15 protein-coding genes are annotated in these 16327 nt (G+C 72.9%); 8 read left to right on the forward strand and 7 right to left on the reverse strand.

Annotation, left to right across the window (positions count from 1 at the left end):
* Window positions 1–47: 47 nt before the first annotated feature.
* The 3 genes from ACSURM_RS14200 to ACSURM_RS14210 all read right to left on the reverse strand — a co-directional run bounded on the left by ACSURM_RS14200 (window position 48) and on the right by ACSURM_RS14210 (window position 3994).
* Window positions 48–842 carry an enoyl-CoA hydratase/isomerase family protein gene (locus ACSURM_RS14200; protein ID WP_391342493.1) on the reverse strand — a complete coding sequence of 265 codons (795 nt, stop codon included), beginning with the start codon at window positions 840–842 and terminating at the stop codon, window positions 48–50.
* A 683-nt stretch (window positions 843–1525) separates the two neighbouring features.
* Window positions 1526–2641: an adenylate/guanylate cyclase domain-containing protein gene (locus ACSURM_RS14205; RefSeq protein ID WP_436955346.1), complete on the reverse strand. Its 1116-nt coding sequence runs from the start codon at window positions 2639–2641 to the stop codon at window positions 1526–1528.
* Window positions 2642–3133: 492 nt separating this feature from the next.
* Window positions 3134–3994, reverse strand: coding sequence for a biotin--[acetyl-CoA-carboxylase] ligase (locus tag ACSURM_RS14210; protein ID WP_436955347.1), 861 nt, complete (start codon window positions 3992–3994; stop codon window positions 3134–3136).
* 110 nt (window positions 3995–4104) lie between these two features.
* On the opposite strand from ACSURM_RS14210, the gene ACSURM_RS14215 reads away from it, so the two are divergent.
* The 4 genes from ACSURM_RS14215 (at window position 4105) to ACSURM_RS14230 (ending at window position 6809) form a co-directional block, all read left to right on the forward strand.
* The gene (locus ACSURM_RS14215; RefSeq protein WP_289969632.1) at window positions 4105–5706 is read left to right on the forward strand and encodes an acyl-CoA carboxylase subunit beta; all 1602 of its coding nucleotides are present in this window, start codon (window positions 4105–4107) and stop codon (window positions 5704–5706) included.
* A 24-nt stretch (window positions 5707–5730) separates the two neighbouring features.
* Complete coding sequence (locus tag ACSURM_RS14220; protein WP_359052396.1) at window positions 5731–5946, forward strand: acyl-CoA carboxylase epsilon subunit; 216 nt, start codon at window positions 5731–5733, stop codon at window positions 5944–5946.
* 84 nt (window positions 5947–6030) lie between these two features.
* The gene (gene mmpB, locus ACSURM_RS14225) at window positions 6031–6159 is read left to right on the forward strand and encodes a morphogenic membrane protein MmpB (RefSeq protein ID WP_268257578.1); all 129 of its coding nucleotides are present in this window, start codon (window positions 6031–6033) and stop codon (window positions 6157–6159) included.
* Window positions 6160–6191: 32 nt separating this feature from the next.
* A complete protein-coding gene (locus ACSURM_RS14230; protein WP_189993821.1) occupies window positions 6192–6809 on the forward strand; it encodes a Maf family protein in 618 nt (205 codons plus the stop codon).
* Here ACSURM_RS14230 and ACSURM_RS14235 read toward each other — a convergent pair.
* Complete coding sequence (locus ACSURM_RS14235) at window positions 6781–7374, reverse strand: hypothetical protein (RefSeq protein WP_436955348.1); 594 nt, start codon at window positions 7372–7374, stop codon at window positions 6781–6783. The genes ACSURM_RS14230 and ACSURM_RS14235 overlap by 29 nt on opposite strands.
* A gap of 379 nt (window positions 7375–7753) precedes the next feature.
* Here ACSURM_RS14235 and ACSURM_RS14240 point away from each other — a divergent pair, with 379 nt between their 5' ends.
* On the forward strand, window positions 7754–9523 hold the full coding sequence (locus ACSURM_RS14240; protein ID WP_436955349.1) for an acetyl/propionyl/methylcrotonyl-CoA carboxylase subunit alpha: 1770 nt from the start codon (window positions 7754–7756) through the stop codon (window positions 9521–9523).
* A 142-nt stretch (window positions 9524–9665) separates the two neighbouring features.
* Here the strand turns inward: ACSURM_RS14240 and ACSURM_RS14245 are convergent, their stop codons facing one another.
* Both ACSURM_RS14245 and ACSURM_RS14250 read right to left on the reverse strand, forming a co-directional pair.
* Window positions 9666–10586 (reverse strand): DeoR/GlpR family DNA-binding transcription regulator, encoded by a 921-nt coding sequence (locus ACSURM_RS14245; RefSeq protein ID WP_436961091.1) that lies wholly within the window; start codon window positions 10584–10586, stop codon window positions 9666–9668.
* 190 nt (window positions 10587–10776) lie between these two features.
* Complete coding sequence (locus ACSURM_RS14250) at window positions 10777–12225, reverse strand: NAD(P)H-quinone dehydrogenase (RefSeq protein WP_436955350.1); 1449 nt, start codon at window positions 12223–12225, stop codon at window positions 10777–10779.
* A 96-nt stretch (window positions 12226–12321) separates the two neighbouring features.
* Here ACSURM_RS14250 and ACSURM_RS14255 point away from each other — a divergent pair, with 96 nt between their 5' ends.
* The 3 genes from ACSURM_RS14255 (at window position 12322) to ACSURM_RS14265 (ending at window position 15475) form a co-directional block, all read left to right on the forward strand.
* Window positions 12322–12759 carry a gamma-glutamylcyclotransferase gene (locus ACSURM_RS14255; RefSeq protein WP_436955351.1) on the forward strand — a complete coding sequence of 146 codons (438 nt, stop codon included), beginning with the start codon at window positions 12322–12324 and terminating at the stop codon, window positions 12757–12759.
* 125 nt (window positions 12760–12884) lie between these two features.
* A complete protein-coding gene (locus ACSURM_RS14260; protein WP_359052081.1) occupies window positions 12885–13709 on the forward strand; it encodes a purine-nucleoside phosphorylase in 825 nt (274 codons plus the stop codon).
* A 134-nt stretch (window positions 13710–13843) separates the two neighbouring features.
* Window positions 13844–15475: a phospho-sugar mutase gene (locus ACSURM_RS14265; protein ID WP_436955352.1), complete on the forward strand. Its 1632-nt coding sequence runs from the start codon at window positions 13844–13846 to the stop codon at window positions 15473–15475.
* Between the two features lie 81 nt (window positions 15476–15556).
* Here ACSURM_RS14265 and ACSURM_RS14270 read toward each other — a convergent pair whose 3' ends face one another.
* Entirely contained in the window at window positions 15557–16258 is a 702-nt protein-coding gene (locus ACSURM_RS14270; RefSeq protein ID WP_436955353.1) for a PH domain-containing protein, read from the reverse strand.
* Window positions 16259–16327: the final 69 nt, after the last annotated feature.

Consider the following 16327-nt stretch of genomic DNA (forward strand, 5'->3'; position numbering starts at 1 on the left):
ATCAGGTGGCCGGCGCACCCCCCGGGCCCCGATCCGCCCGCCTCCCCTTACTCCCCAGGCCACTCCGGCTTGCGCTTCTCGTTGAAGGCGGCGACGCCCTCCGCGCGGTCGCCCGAGAAGGCCACCGAGCGCCACGCCGCGTCCTCGACCTCCAGGCCGGCCCGCAGATCCAGCCCGTGGCCCAGCCGCAGCGCCCGCTTGGCGGCCCGCAGCCCCACCGGCGAGTTCCCGGCGATCCGCTCCCCGAGCGCCAGGGCCTCCTCGCGGTCCCGGCCCTCCTCCGTCAACCGGTCCACCAGCCCCAGCCGGGCGGCCTCCTCCGCCTCCACCCGGCGGGCCGAGAAGATCAGCTCGGCGGCGCGCGCGGCCCCGACCCGCCGGGGCAGCAGCTGCGTACCACCGCCGCCCGGGATCACGCCCACGGACACCTCCGGCAGCCCCACCACGGCCGTACGGTCGGCCACGATCAGGTCACAGGAGAGGGCCAGTTCGAATCCGCCACCCAAGGCGAAGCCGTGCACCGCGGCGATCGTCGGCATCGGCAGCTCCAGCACCCCGGTGTACGCGGCCCGGGCCACCGGCCGCTGCCGGACCAGGTCGGCGTCGGTGAAGGAGTTCCGCTCCTTCAGGTCCGCCCCGACACAGAACGCCCGTTCGTGCGACGAGGTCAGCACGACCACCCGCGCGGCGGGGTCACCGGCGAGCGCGGCGCACGCGCCCGCGAGGGAGCGGGCCATCTCCGTGGAGACGGCGTTCATCGCCTTGGGCCGGTCCAGCACCAGCTCCGCGACATGCCCGTGCCGCCGCACCAGCACGAACTCCCCGTACCGCTCCTCGCTCATGACACCCTCCGGTTAACGCGGGTTAACACACTGTGGGTCCGATCATCGCAGCCGTACCCGATCCGGGAAAAGACCGGGGGGCCACGCCCGTTCGAGTGACATCCCGGCCGTCCCCCCGCGCACCGCCCACGCCGGCGCGTAGCGTGCGCCGGCCATGGCGCGCGGCGGGGAGGGAACCATGCCATCGACACCTTTACGGTCCGGTACGCAGAGGGAGCGCACGCCGGGCGCACACCGCGGCCGCCACCGCAAGCCCCGCCCCCGCCGCCTGCTGCTCACCGCCACCGCCCTGACCCTGGCCGCGACCCTCCTCGCCCTGGCCCGCGGCACACCGGAGACCCCGCACACCCCCGGTACGACGAGGGCAGCCCCCCGTCCGGCCCCGGCCACCGAGACGGCACCGCCGACCCCCCGGCCCGCCACCACACGCCGATCGACTCCCCCGGCCACCCCCCGCGCACACCGGACGACGCCCCCGACACCCCGGCCCACCACCAGCATCACCCCACACCCCAGGCCGAAGGCACCCACCTCCAGGCCCCCCGAGCCGCCACCGCCACCCCCGACAGCGACCACGCCCACGCCCACCACCACCCCGAACAGGACGGCCCCGACCCCGACCGGGATGTGCCTGCCCGTGATCGCCCTCTGCGTGGACGTACTGGGCGACCCGGCGAGCGCGGCTAGGAGGACTGCCCCTCACGACGGGTGAGCAGCCACGGCTCGACGACACCGAGCCCGCGCACCGGCCGCTGCCACATCGGCTGGAGCGCGAAGCGGTACGACGGCGTCTCCTCGCCCTCCTTCTCGGCGGCCGCGGCCTCCGCCTCGGAGACGGGCGCCTCGCCGGTGCGGATCAGTTCCTCGGCGAAGGCACTGTCCACCAGGACGGCGTCCCGGGGCGCTATCGAGGTCAGCCGGGAGGCCAGGTTGACCGTCGTACCGAACACATCACCCATCCGGGTGGTCACCGTGCCGAAGGCCATACCGACCCGCAGCTCGGGCATCGTCTCGTCGTTCGCCAGCGTCTCCACCAGGCGCAGCGCGATGTCCGCGGCCACACCGGCGTCGTCCGCCGCGTACAGCACCTCGTCACCGAGGGTCTTGATCAGCCGGCCGCCACGGGCGGCGACCAGGTCGGCGGCGGTGGTCTCGAATGCCTCGACCAGCTCGCCCAGCTCCTCTTCCTCCATCCGGCGGGTGAGCCGGGTGAAACCGACGAGGTCGGCGAAGCCGACGGCGAGCCGGCGGTCGACCATCTCCTCGTCATCGGCGGCCTGCACGACCCGGCCGGTGGCGGCGGCGAGCTGGCGCCGCCAGACGTAGACCAGGAACTCCTCCAGCTCCGGCAACAGCAGCTCGACCAGCGGGTACGTCACCTCGGTACGGGTCATGCCCGGCTCCGGGGGCTCGGTCAGCCCCTCCAGGAACGAGTCGATCTGCCACTCGGCCAACCGGGCCGTGGTCTGCCCGGTGGACCGGGCCACCTGCACCGCCATGGCCTCGCTGAGCAGCCCCGCCTCCACCAGACCGGCGAGCCGCCGCAGGGCCAGCACGTCGGCCTCGGTGAGCGCCTTCGCCTGCCCTATGTCCGCGAACCCCATGGCCCGCCAGAACCGGGACGCCAGCTCCATGGAGACACCGGCGCTACGGGCCGCCTGGAACGGGGTGTAACGGCGCTCGGCACCCAGAATGAGCTGTTCGAGCCGCAGGGCCAGCGGGTCCTCGCCGCTGTCGGGGGCGTGGGGATCCACCCGGCCGTCCCCGCCAGCGCCGGAGCCCGTGTCGTCGACGGTCACGCCTGCTGCCCTTCCGATCTGCCGCGGTCAGGTATCGACCGGCCTCAACTCTACGGCAGGTGTGCGCCAGCTCACTCCGTCGGGTTGGGCCGACGGGCCTCGACGCGAGACGGCGGTGAGGCCGCGCACGGCGGGAAGGGGACGTGTCGGGGGGTGTCCGCCCGCAGCGGTTGGCGCGTCAACCCGAGGACCTCTACGGCCAACCGATTCCGCGCCGTTCCGAGGACGGACACCCCCCCCGGCGCGGCCCCGACTCCCCCGCACGTGGTGCGCGACGCGCACCCCCACAAAGCCGCAGAGGCGCCGCAGGCATCGGGCCCCCAACCCGCACCCGAGACACCACGCGAGGGAACCACAGGCACCCAACACAACCCGCACCCGGATCACCACGCGAAGAGACCACAACACACCCCGCACAAGCGCCGCAGGCACCCGCACCCCGACACGGCGCCGCACCACACCCGAAGCCCCCCGCCAAACCCCCGGCCAGGGTCACGCGGGACGCAGATGAACGATGTCCCCCGCCCCCACAGCCTCCCGCGCCCCTTCCCCCGTGGCGATGACCAACCGCCCGTCCCCGTCCAGCGCCACGGCCTCCCCCACCACCGAACGGTCCCCGGGCAACTCCGCCCGGACGGCCCGCCCGAGCGTGGCGCACCCGGCCGTGTACGCCTCCTGCAACCCGCACACCGAGGGATCGCCCCCCGCCGCCCGCCACCGCCCGTACCAGTCCTCCAGCCCCCGCAGCACCGCCCGCAGCAGCGGATCCCGGTCCGTCCCCACCGCCCCGGCCAGCGCCAGCGACCCCGCCCGCGGAACCGGCAGCTCGTCCGCCCGCAGGCTGACGTTGATGCCGACGCCGACGACGACGCCGTCGTCCCCGGCCCGCTCCACGAGGATCCCCCCGGCCTTGCGCTCCTCGCCGCCGACGGTCACCAGCAGGTCGTTCGGCCACTTGAGCGCCGTGTCGACGCCCGCCGCCCGCGCCAGCCCGGTCGCCACCGCGACCCCGGTGAGCAGCGGCAGCCACCCCCACCGTGCCACCGGCACCTCACGGGGCCTGAGCAGCACGGAGAAGAACAGCCCGGACCGCGGCGGCGCGCTCCACCGCCGGTCCAGCCGCCCCCGGGCGTCCGACTGCTCCTCCGCGACCAGCACCACCCCCTCCTCGACATCCCCGGCGGCGGCCCGCGCCACGAGGTCGGAGTTGGTGGAACCGGTGCGCGGCACCACCTCGATGTCCCGGTACAGGCCCCCGTCCCGGACCAGCCCGCGCCGCAGCGCGGCGGCGTTCAGGGGCGGGCGTTCGAGGTCGGACCAGCGGCTGTCGTCTGATGGATTCTGCGGCGTCATGCAAGCCACCCTAGGTGTGGTAAACGACGCACTGCTGATCGGTAGCCCCACCACTACTCTACGAATGAGTAACCGTCCCCCCTTTTGAGCAGGCAGGGAGCCGCATCCCGATGTCCGAGCCGGAAGAGCGTCACGAGATCCAAGGGATCGACATTCACACGACCGCGGGGAAGCTCGCGGATCTCCAGCGGCGCATCCACGAGGCGACGCACGCCGGTTCGGAACGCGCCGTCGAAAAGCAGCACGCCAAGGGCAAGCTGACGGCCCGTGAGCGGATCGAGCTGCTGCTGGACGAGGGATCGTTCGTCGAGCTGGACGAGTTCGCCCGGCACCGCTCCACGAACTTCGGCCTGGACGCCAACCGCCCCTACGGCGACGGCGTGGTCACCGGCTACGGCACCGTCGACGGCCGCCCGGTCGCCGTCTTCTCCCAGGACTTCACCGTCTTCGGCGGCGCCCTCGGCGAGGTCTACGGCCAGAAGATCGTCAAGGTGATGGACTTCGCCCTGAAGACCGGCTGCCCCGTCATCGGCATCAACGACTCCGGCGGCGCCCGCATCCAGGAAGGCGTCGCCTCCCTCGGCGCCTACGGCGAGATCTTCCGCCGCAACACCCACGCCTCCGGCGTCATCCCGCAGATCAGCCTGGTCGTCGGCCCCTGCGCGGGCGGCGCGGTCTACTCCCCGGCCATCACCGACTTCACCGTCATGGTCGACCAGACCTCGCACATGTTCATCACCGGCCCGGACGTCATCAAGACCGTCACCGGCGAGGACGTCGGCTTCGAGGAGCTGGGCGGCGCCCGCACCCACAACACCGCCTCCGGCGTGGCCCACCACATGGCCGGCGACGAGAAGGACGCCGTCGAGTACGTCAAGCAGCTGCTGTCGTACCTGCCGTCCAACAACCTCTCCGAGCCCCCGGTCTTCCCCGAGGAGGCGGACCTCTCCGTCACCGACGAGGACCGCGAGCTGGACACGGTCGTCCCCGACAGCGCCAACCAGCCGTACGACATGCACACGGTGATCGAGCACGTCCTGGACGACGCCGAGTTCTTCGAGACCCAGGCCCTGTTCGCGCCGAACATCCTCACCGGCTTCGGCCGGGTCGAGGGGCACCCGGTCGGCGTCGTCGCCAACCAGCCGATGCAGTTCGCCGGCTGCCTGGACATCGCCGCCTCCGAGAAGGCCGCCCGCTTCGTACGCACCTGCGACGCCTTCAACATCCCGGTGCTGACCTTCGTGGACGTCCCCGGCTTCCTGCCCGGCGTCGGCCAGGAACACGAGGGCATCATCCGGCGCGGCGCCAAGCTGATCTACGCCTACGCCGAGGCCACCGTCCCGCTGATCACCGTCATCACCCGCAAGGCCTTCGGCGGCGCCTACGACGTCATGGGCTCCAAGCACCTGGGCGCCGACCTCAACCTGGCGTGGCCCACCGCCCAGATCGCCGTCATGGGCGCCCAGGGCGCGGTCAACATCCTGCACCGCCGCACCATCGCCGAGGCGGACGACGCCGAGGCCACCCGGGCCCGCCTGATCCAGGAGTACGAGGACACCCTCCTCAACCCCTACGTCGCGGCCGAGCGCGGTTACGTCGACGCGGTGATCATGCCGTCCGACACCCGCGCGCACATCGTCCGCGGCCTGCGTCAGCTGCGCACCAAGCGGGAATCCCTGCCTCCGAAGAAGCACGGCAACATCCCCCTGTAGGCCCCGCCGACCCCGGGAGCGGTCATGAACATCAAGGTCGTACGAGGCAACCCGACCCCGGAGGAGCTGGCCGCCGCCCTGGCGGTGGTCCGCGCCCGCGCCGCGGCGGCGGCCACCGCGCCGTCCGGCGCGCGGGGCCCGCGGGACGCGTGGTCCGACCCGGCCCGCGTCGCCGCCCGGCACGTCCCGGCGCCGGGTCCGGCGTCGTGGACGCGCACCTACTGGCCGGGCCGGGGCTGACCGTCCGCCGACCGGAACCCCGCGTGCCGAATTGAGTACGCCTACTCAGGCACCCGCACCCGGTCCGGCCGCACGCTGGGAGGCATGCTGTGGTCAGATCCGGAGAACGAGCCGCCCGAGGAACTGCGCGAGGCGCAGAACATGCTCCGGCGGCTCGGTCTCCTCATGGCGCTGGCCATGATCCTGGCGATGATCGTGATCGGCCTGAGGTGAGCCGCCCGGCGCACCGTGGCTAACCTGACCGCATGACTGCCAATCGCCGCAGGCGACTCGTGCTCGCCTCCCAGTCCCCCGCCCGGCTGGGCCTGCTCCGGCAGGCCGGATTCGACCCCGAGGTCATCGTGAGCGGCGTCGACGAGGACGCCGTCACCGCGCCCACCCCGGCGGAGCTCGCGCTCGCCCTGGCCGAGGCGAAGGCGTCGGTGGTGGCGGCGCGGCCCGAGGTGCAGGGCGCCCTGGTGATCGGCTGCGACTCGGTGCTGGAGCTGGACGGCAAGGCGCTCGGCAAGCCGGCCGACGCCGAGGAGGCCACCGCCCGCTGGAAGAACATGCGCGGCCGGGCGGGGGTGCTCCAGACGGGCCACTGCGTGTGGGACACGGAGGCCAAGCGGTACGTGTCGGCGACCGCCTCCACCGTCGTCCGGTTCGGTGAACCCAGCGACGCCGAGATCGCCGCCTACGTGGCCTCCGGGGAGCCCCTCCACGTGGCCGGCGCCTTCACCCTGGACGGCCGTTCGGCACCGTTCATCGACGGCATCGACGGCGACCACGGCAACGTGATCGGCATCAGCCTGCCCCTGATCCGCCGGCTGCTGGCGGAACTGGGCGTCGGCATCACGGAATTGTGGGCGCCGGAGCGCTGACCCGGGCGTGGGCGGAGCCCTGGGACGGGATGGAGTCCTGGGGTTCCTCGTCGCTGTCCTGAGGTTCGTGCGTACGGCCCGCCGGCGCGTCCCCGTCGACGGGTTCCGGTTCCGCACCCGGCTCAGGGCCCGCCGCCGGCCCGGCCCCCTGCCCGGGCGTACCGCCGGGGACCGCGCCCTGCGGGCCGGCCGCACGGTCGTACGTCATCAGGAGCAGCACGATCAGCCCGAGGACGGCGATCATGAACACGAACGCCGCCACGCCGAACAGTCCCCAGGCGAACGCGCCGAGCAGGGCGTGCACCACGGCCGCGCTGATCAGCACCACGCGGCCGAAGCCGGCCGGGGCGCGGTCGCGCACCGCGACGAGCGCGGCCACCAGCGCGCACAGCGCGAAGTAGAGCCCGAAGACGACTCCGCCCGCCTTCGAAGACATCGCCATGACGTCGGGGTCGAGGCCGGCCAGGGACATCTTCTGCCGGTCGACGACGACCCCGAGCAACCAGTTCACCGCCACGACGGAGAACGCCTCCACGAGGAGGACGACCGCCACGACCCATGCCACCGGTCTGCGTACCACCGGGCCCCACCCACTCTCACGCCGACAGCCTGTTACCCCAGGTACGTCCGAGACATCGGGCACGCTACTAACGGGTAAACCACGGGACAAGGGTTCCGACCGAAGCAAAGAATCATTGGGCCATTCGTAGGGACTCGACAAAGAAACGGAGTGGGCCGCAGCACGCCCGCACAGAGACCTTGACCACATGGCAGGGCTAGGGTTTTCCCCAGGAGTCCTGCGTACCCAGGTGCGACATGGGCTTTCTCTGGTCGGGCGAGCCTCGGATCACGCTCCGTGTGGGCAAGCTCACCATTGGGGACGGGTCGAAGTGCCGTGTCGGCAGTCCCTAAACTCGGCTTGTTTCAAGGAGGGAGCCTCAATCGTGCGCAAGGTGCTCATCGCCAACCGTGGCGAAATCGCTGTCCGCGTGGCCCGGGCCTGCCGGGACGCCGGGATCGCGAGCGTGGCCGTCTACGCCGACCCGGACCGGGACGCTCTGCATGTCCGCGCCGCGGATGAGGCGTTCGCCCTGGGCGGTGACACCCCGGCCACCAGCTATCTCGTCATCGACAAGATCCTGAACGCCGCCCGCGAGTCCGGCGCGGACGCGATCCACCCCGGCTACGGCTTCCTGTCCGAGAACGCCGAGTTCGCCCAGGCCGTCCTGGACGCCGGGCTGATCTGGATCGGCCCGCCCCCGCAGGCCATCCGCGACCTCGGCGACAAGGTCGCCGCCCGCCACATCGCCCAGCGCGCCGGCGCCCCCCTGGTCGCCGGCACCCCCGACCCCGTGTCGGGTGCGGACGAGGTCGTGGCCTTCGCCAAGGAGCACGGCCTGCCCATCGCGATCAAGGCCGCCTTCGGCGGCGGCGGACGCGGCCTCAAGGTCGCCCGCACCCTGGAAGAAGTCCCCGAACTCTACGACTCGGCCGTCCGCGAGGCCGTCGCCGCATTCGGACGCGGCGAGTGCTTCGTCGAGCGCTACCTCGACCGGCCCCGGCACGTCGAGACGCAGTGCCTGGCCGACAAGCACGGCAACGTCGTCGTGGTCTCCACCCGCGACTGCTCCCTCCAGCGCCGCCACCAGAAACTGGTCGAGGAAGCCCCCGCCCCGTTCCTGTCCGAGGAGCAGATGGCCGAGCTGTACCGGGCGTCGAAGGCCATCCTGAAGGAGGCCGGTTACGAGGGCGCGGGCACCTGTGAGTTCCTGGTCGGGCAGGACGGCACGATCTCCTTCCTGGAGGTCAACACCCGCCTCCAGGTCGAGCACCCGGTCACCGAGGAGGTCGCCGGCATCGACCTCGTCCGCGAGATGTTCCGCATCGCCGACGGTGAACCTCTCGGCTACGACGACCCGGTGCTGCGGGGTCACTCCTTCGAGTTCCGTATCAACGGCGAGGACCCGGGCCGCAACTTCCTGCCCGCCCCCGGCACCGTCACCGTCTTCGACGCCCCCACCGGCCCCGGCGTGCGCCTGGACGCGGGCGTGGAGGCCGGCAGTGTGATCGGCCCGGCCTGGGACTCCCTGCTGGCCAAGCTGATCGTCACCGGCCGCACCCGCAAGGAAGCCCTCCAGCGGGCCGCCCGTGCCCTGGAGGAGTTCCGCGTCGAGGGCATGGCCACCGCGATCCCCTTCCACCGCAAGGTCGTCACCGACCCCGCTTTCGCCCCCGAACTCACCGGCTCCAACGAGCCGTTCACGGTCCACACCCGGTGGATCGAGACCGAGTTCACCAACGACATCAAGCCCTTCACCGCCCCCGCGGACGCGGAGGAGGACGAGACGGCCCGTGAGACGGTCGTGGTCGAGGTCGGCGGCAAGCGCCTGGAGGTCTCCCTGCCCTCCTCGCTGGGCATGAGCCTGGCCCGTACCGGACTCGCGGCCGGGGCCAAGCCCAAGCGGCGCGCGGCGAAGAAGTCCGGCCCGGTCGCCTCCGGCGACACCCTGACCTCCCCGATGCAGGGCACCATCGTCAAGATCGCCGTCGAAGAGGGACAGGAAGTCAAGGAGGGCGACCTGGTCGTCGTCCTGGAGGCCATGAAGATGGAGCAGCCCCTCAACGCTCACAAGGCGGGCACCATCAAGGGCCTGACCGCCGAGGTCGGCGCCTCCCTCACCTCCGGCGCCGCCATCTGCGAGATCAAGGACTGAACCGCAGCCGTACGGCACCGAACCGAGTCGGCCCCTGGCGCACGTCGCCGGGGGCCGGCCGCGTTCCGGGGGCGCTCCGCCCGGCTCGGCGGCCGCACACCACCAGGGCCGCCGTCGTCCACGGCAGCGCCGTGCGGGCCGGTCAGCGCCGCCGGAGGTCCGCCACGCGTCCGCGTTCGGCCGGGGCCGGTTCGGGCAGCGCCGTAGTGGAGCGGAGGGGGGAGGCGCCCGGTACGTGGCTCCTGCGGGGTCCCGGCAGGGAGGTGCGGCGGCCCGCCGGGACCTGGTCACCCCCCGGGTTCCCGCTCGCCCCCGCAACGGCGATCTGGACGCCCTGGTCGGCGAGGGCCTGCAGTTCGGTGACCGCGCGGTCGTCGTGGGGCGGGGGCTCGTCGGTGACCAGGCGGGTGATCAGGTCCGTCGGCACGGTCTGGAACATCGTGTCCGTGCCGAGCTTGGTGTGGTCGGCGAGGACCACGACCTCCGCGGCGGCCTGCACGAGGGCCCGGTCGACGGACGCCGAGAGCATGTTGGAGGTGGACAGGCCGCGTTCGGCGGTCAGGCCGCTCCCGGAGAGGAAGGCCCTGGAGACGCGCAGCCCCTGGAGGGACTGCTCGGCGCCGGAGCCGACGAGGGCGTAGTTGGAGCCGCGCAGGGTGCCCCCGGTCATCACGACCTCCACCCGGTTGGCGTGGGCGAGCGCCTGGGCCACCAGCAGGGAGTTGGTGACGACCGTCAGGCCCGGCACGCGCGCGAGGCGGCGGGCCAGCTCCTGCGTGGTCGTACCCGCCCCGACCACGATGGCCTCGCCCTCGTCGACGAGGCCCGCGGCGAGGTCGGCGATGGCCGTCTTCTCGGCGGTCGCGAGGTGCGACTTCTGCGGGAAGCCGGACTCCCGCGTGAACCCGCCCGGCAGTACCGCACCGCCGTGGCGGCGGTCGAGGAGTCCTTCTGCCTCCAGCGCGCGCACGTCCCGCCGTACGGTCACTTCGGAGGTCTGGACGACGCGGGCGAGCTCACGGAGCGACACGGCACCGTTCGCTCGCACCATTTCGAGGATCAATTGGCGACGTTCAGCAGCGAACACGAAACTGACAGTAACCCCAGCGACCGTCTGCTTTCAGCAGTTTGCGGCGAATAGCAGAAGTTGTTCGCAGTGTGGGACGCGAAGTGGTATAGGGCGCCGATCGGTGCGGTTTCGCCACCTGTCGGCGCCCCGGCGCGTGTGACCAGCGGGAAGCCGGCCGGTGCCGTCAGCCCTCCGCGCTCGCCTTGCGGGTGTGCAGCTGCCGGGCGACCTCCGCGATCGACCCCGAAAGAGAGGGGTACACGGTGAAGGCGTTCGCGATCTGTTCGACCGTCATATTGTTGTCGACGGCGATCGAGATGGGGTGGATCAGTTCCGAGGCGCGCGGCGCCACCACGACACCGCCGACAACGATCCCGGTGCCCGGCCGGGAGAAGATCTTCACGAAGCCGTCCCGGATGCCCTGCATCTTGGCGCGCGGGTTGCGCAGCAGCGGCAGCTTGACCACGCGCGCGTCGATCTTGCCCGCGTCCACGTCCGCCTGCGTGTAGCCGACGGTCGCGATCTCGGGGTCCGTGAAGACGTTGGAGGAGACCGCCTTCAGGTCCAGCGGGGCCACCGCGTCGCCCAGGAAGTGGTACATGGCGATCCGCCCCTGCATGGCGGCCACGGAGGCGAGGGCGAAGACGCCGGTCACGTCGCCGGCCGCGTAGACGCCGGGGGCGGTGGTGCGCGAGACCTTGTCGGTCCAGATGTGCCCGGACTCGCGCAGCTTGACGCCGGCCTCCTCCAGGCCCAGGCCCGCGCTGTTCGGAATGGCGCCGACGGCCATCAGGCAGTGGGTGCCGGTGATGACCCGGCCGTCGGCCAGCGCCACCTCGACCCGGTCGCCGACGCGCTTGGCGGACTGCGCGCGGGAGCGGGCCATGACGTTCATGCCGCGGCGCCGGAAGACGTCCTCCAGCACGGCGGCGGCGTCCGGGTCCTCGCCGGGCAGCACGCGGTCGCGGGAGGAGACCAGGGTGACCTCGGAGCCGAGGGCCTGGTAGGCGCCGGCGAACTCGGCGCCGGTGACGCCGGAGCCGACCACGATCAGCTCTTCCGGCAGCTCGGTGAGGTCGTAGACCTGGGTCCAGTTCAGGATGCGCTCGCCGTCGGGGCGGGCGTCGGACAGCTCGCGGGGGTGGCCGCCGGTGGCGATGAGGACGGCGTCGGCGGTGAGGGTCTCCTCGGTGCCGTCGGCGGCGGTGACGACGACCTTGCGGGACCCGTCCAGGGCCTGCATGCCCTCCAGCCGGCCGCGCCCGCGCATGACCCGGGCGCCGGCGCGCGTGACGGACGCGGTGATGTCGTGGGACTGGGCGAGCGCGAGGCGCTTGACCCGGCGGTTGACCTTGCCGAGGTCCACCCCGACCACCCGCGCCGACCGCTCCAGCGGCGGGGTGTCGTCGGCCACGATGATCCCCAGCTCCTCGTAGGAGGAGTCGAAGGTGGTCATCACCTCGGCCGTAGCGATAAGGGTCTTCGACGGCACGCAGTCGGTCAGCACCGACGCTCCGCCCAGACCGTCGCAGTCGACGACGGTCACCTCCGCGCCGAGCTGGGCGGCCACCAGGGCCGCCTCGTATCCGCCGGGTCCGCCACCGATGATCACGATCCGAGTCACGTACTCCATTGTCCCGCACGCTTCAAAGTGCTACTGCCCGGGGGCGCCGCCGGGTCGCTCCTGTGACGCGCGGGGCGCCCGGGACGTCTGCCGTACCCTCTCCCCATGTCGCTCTATGCCGCCTACGCCGGCAACCTCGACGCGCGTCTGATGTCCCGCCGCGCCCCGCACTCCCCGCTGCGCGCCACCGGCTGGCTGGGCGGCTGGCGGCTGACCTTCGGCGGCGAGCAGCTCGGCTGGGAGGGCGCGCTGGCGACGATCGTCGAGGACCCGCTGGCCCAGGTGTTCGTCGGCCTGTACGAGATCGCGCCGATGGACGAGGAGTCGCTCGACCGGTGGGAAGGGGTGGGGCTGGATCTGTACCGCCGGGTCCGGGTGCGCGCGCACACCCTGGACGGCGAGGAGCCGGCCTGGGCCTACGTCCTCAACGGCTACGAGGGCGGGCTGCCGTCGGCGCGCTATCTGGGCGAGATCGCCGACGCGGCGGAGTCGGCGGGCGCCCCGCACGACTATGTGATGGAACTCCGCAAGCGCCCCTGCTGAGTCCGGCACCCCGCCCCTTACCTCCCGTTTCGTCCGTCCTTTGTGGAAAACGACAAAGCAACGAACCCAATCCCGTGCGCTCTGTCATCTACGCGCGTAGGCGAAGAGCGGTTACCCTCATCGGCGTGAACGCATCTCTTCTTCCGGACGACATCCAGGGCGACCCCTACGCCGCCGCCGACGCCGCCGCCGCGCGCCTGCGCGCCCTCACCGGCGCCGAGACCCACGACGTCGCCCTCGTGATGGGCTCCGGCTGGGCTCCGGCCGTCGACGCGCTGGGCGCCCCCGACGCCGAGTTCCAGGTCACCGAGCTGCCCGGCTTCCCGCCGCCGGCCGTCGAGGGCCACGGCGGCAAGGTCCGCTCGTACTCCTTCGGTGACAAGCGCGCCCTGGTCTTCCTGGGCCGCACCCACTACTACGAGGGCCGTGGCGTCGCGGCGGTCGCGCACGGCGTGCGCACCGCGGTGGCGGCCGGCTGCAAGACCGTGGTGCTCACCAACGGCTGCGGCGGTCTGCGCGAGGGCATGCGCCCCGGCCAGCCGGTGCTGATCAGCGACCACATCAACCTCACGGCGACGTCCCCGATCGTCGGCGCGAACTTCGTCGACCTGACGGACCTGTACTCGCCGCGCCTGCGCGCCCTGTGCAAGGAGATCGACTCCACGCTGGAGGAGGGCGTCTACGCCCAGTTCCCCGGCCCGCACTACGAGACCCCGGCCGAGATCCGCATGGCCCGCGTCATCGGCGCGGACCTGGTCGGCATGTCCACCGTCCTGGAGGCCATCGCCGCGCGCGAGGCGGGCGCCGAGGTGCTGGGCATCTCCCTGGTCACCAACCTGGCCGCGGGCATGACCGGCGAGCCCCTCAACCACGAGGAGGTCCTCCAGGCCGGCCGTGACTCGGCGGCCCGGATGGGCCAGCTGCTGGCGCAGGTGCTGGGCAAGCTGTAAGCGGACGCGGGCGCCGCGGCGCCGGTGACGGGACCCCCGTCCGTCCGCCCGTCCGACGGTTCCGGACGGGCGGGCGGACGGACGCGGTCCGGGGGCGAAGCCCCGAGCGACGACTAGGAGAGGTTGATCCCAAGGTGCACGACGATCTCATCGCCCGGGCCAAGGCCTGGCTCGCTGAGGATCCCGACCAGGAGACCCGCGACGAACTGGCCGGGCTGATCGACGCCGGTGACACGGCGGAGCTGTCGGACCGCTTCGCCGGCACGCTCCAGTTCGGCACGGCCGGCCTGCGCGGCGAACTCGGGGCCGGCCCCATGCGCATGAACCGCGGCGTCGTGATCCGCGCCGCCGCCGGCCTCGCCGCGTACCTGAGGAAGCGGGGACAGGGCGACGGACTGGTGGTCATCGGCTACGACGCCCGGCACAAGTCGGCCGACTTCGCCCGGGACACCGCCGCCGTGATGACCGGCGCCGGTCTGCGCGCCGCCGTGCTGCCCCGCCCGCTGCCCACCCCCGTGCTGGCCTTCGCGATCCGCCACCTCGGCGCGGTGGCCGGCGTGGAGGTCACCGCCAGCCACAACCCGCCCCGGGACAACGGCTACAAGGTCTACCTGGGCGACGGCTCCCAGATCGTGCCGCCCGCGGACGCGGAGATCGCCGCCGAGATCGACGCCATCGCCTCCCTGCACGACGTACCGCGCCCGGACGCCGGCTGGGAGGTCCTGGACGACTCGGTCCTGGACGCCTATCTGGCCCGTACGGACGCCGTCCTCGCGGCGGACTCCCCGCGCACCGCCCGCACGGTCTACACGGCCATGCACGGCGTCGGCAAGGACGTGCTGCTGGCCGCCTTCGCCCGGGCCGGGTTCCCCGAGCCGGTGCTGGTCGCCGAGCAGGCCGAGCCGGACCCGGACTTCCCGACGGTCGCCTTCCCGAACCCGGAGGAGCCGGGCGCGATGGACCTGGCGTTCGCCCGGGCCCGGGCCACCGGGCCGGACCTGGTCATCGCCAACGACCCCGACGCCGACCGGTGCGCGGTGGCCGTCAAGGACGGCGCCGACTGGCGGATGCTGCGCGGCGACGAGGTCGGCGCCCTGCTCGCCGCCCACCTGGTCCGCCGCGGCGCGACCGGCACCTTCGCGGAGTCGATCGTCTCCTCCTCCCTGCTCGGCCGGATCGCCGGCAAGGCGGGGCTGCCGTACGAGGAGACCCTGACCGGCTTCAAGTGGATCGCCCGCGTGGACGGCCTGCGCTACGGCTACGAGGAGGCCCTCGGCTACTGCGTGGACCCCGAGGGCGTGCGCGACAAGGACGGCATCACGGCGGCGCTCCTGATCACGGAGCTGGCCTCGGTCCTCAAGGAACAGGGCCGCACCCTCCTCGACCTCCTGGACGACCTCGCCGTGGAGCACGGCCTGCACGCCACCGACCAGTTGTCGGTCCGGGTCCAGGACCTGTCGCTGATCGCGGACGCGATGCGCCGGCTGCGCGAGCACCCGCCGGCCGAGCTGGCCGGCCTGCCCGTCACGAACGCCGAGGACCTGGCGCGGGGCACGGCCGAGCTGCCGCCCACCGACGGCCTGCGCTACACCCTGGAGGGCGCCCGGGTCATCGTCCGCCCCAGCGGCACCGAGCCCAAGCTCAAGTGCTATCTGGAAGTCGTCGTACCGGTCTCCGCCCAAGCCGGCCTCCCGTCCGCCCGCGCCCGCGCGGCCGAACTCCTGACGGCCGTCAAGCGCGACCTGTCGGCGGCCGCCGGCATCTGAGCCGCGAGTTCCGAGGGTGCCCATGGCTCCGGCCGTGGGCACCCTCCGGCGCGTCCCGGCGGACCCGGTGGTCCGTCCCGCTCAGCCGGTCGCCAGCAGGATCGCCAGCAGTACCGCTCCCGCGACCGCCGGCGCCACCACCTCGTAGGCCCACCGCACGCCGACCCCGCCCTCGGCGGGCTCGGCCGCGCCGTGCCGTTCCAGGAGGTCGCGCAGGTCGTCCATCACCTTGTCGGTGTCGGCGCGGGTCGGCCCCGTGTCCGGGCCGCGCAGGGCGAACCCGCCGAGGCCCAGGCCGCTCGGCCCGAGCCCGCCGCCCCGGCCGCCCGGCGTCCCGCCCCGGGCCGCGTCCGCCGCCGCCCGCTGCTGCCGGCGGGCCGCCTTCTTGCGGGCGCGCAGCGAGACGGGGATCGCCCACAGCTGGTACCTGGTGCCGGACCTGGCGAGGACCTCGTTGGTGTAGCCGGAGCGCAGGCCGGCGACCTCCCCCCAGGGCAGGCTGATCACCCGGAACGGATTGCGCACGCGCAGCCGCTCCTCGTTGGCGAAGACCGCCGGGCGGAGCGTGAAGGCGCAGATCAGCGGCACGACCAGGATCAGGCCGGCCAGCGCCAGCCACGGGGTGCGGCCGTGGCCCTTGAACAGCGCGTCGAAGCCCAGCCAGAGCACGACCAGGAGCAGCAGCACGCCCCCCGCGAGCCCCAGGGGTGAGCGGTAGATCCGGTCCTTGCCGGCGGGCACCGGGGGCTGTGACGCGGGTGACGGGTGATCCGGGGTGGTCATGGGCCGATTCTGCCCCACACCCACGGCGGGCCCCAGCCCCGCCCGGGATCCTCCGCCTCCGCCGACGGC

Source organism: Streptomyces sp. SudanB182_2057 (genome assembly GCF_964272715.1).
Lineage (GTDB): Bacteria > Actinomycetota > Actinomycetes > Streptomycetales > Streptomycetaceae > Streptomyces > Streptomyces rubradiris.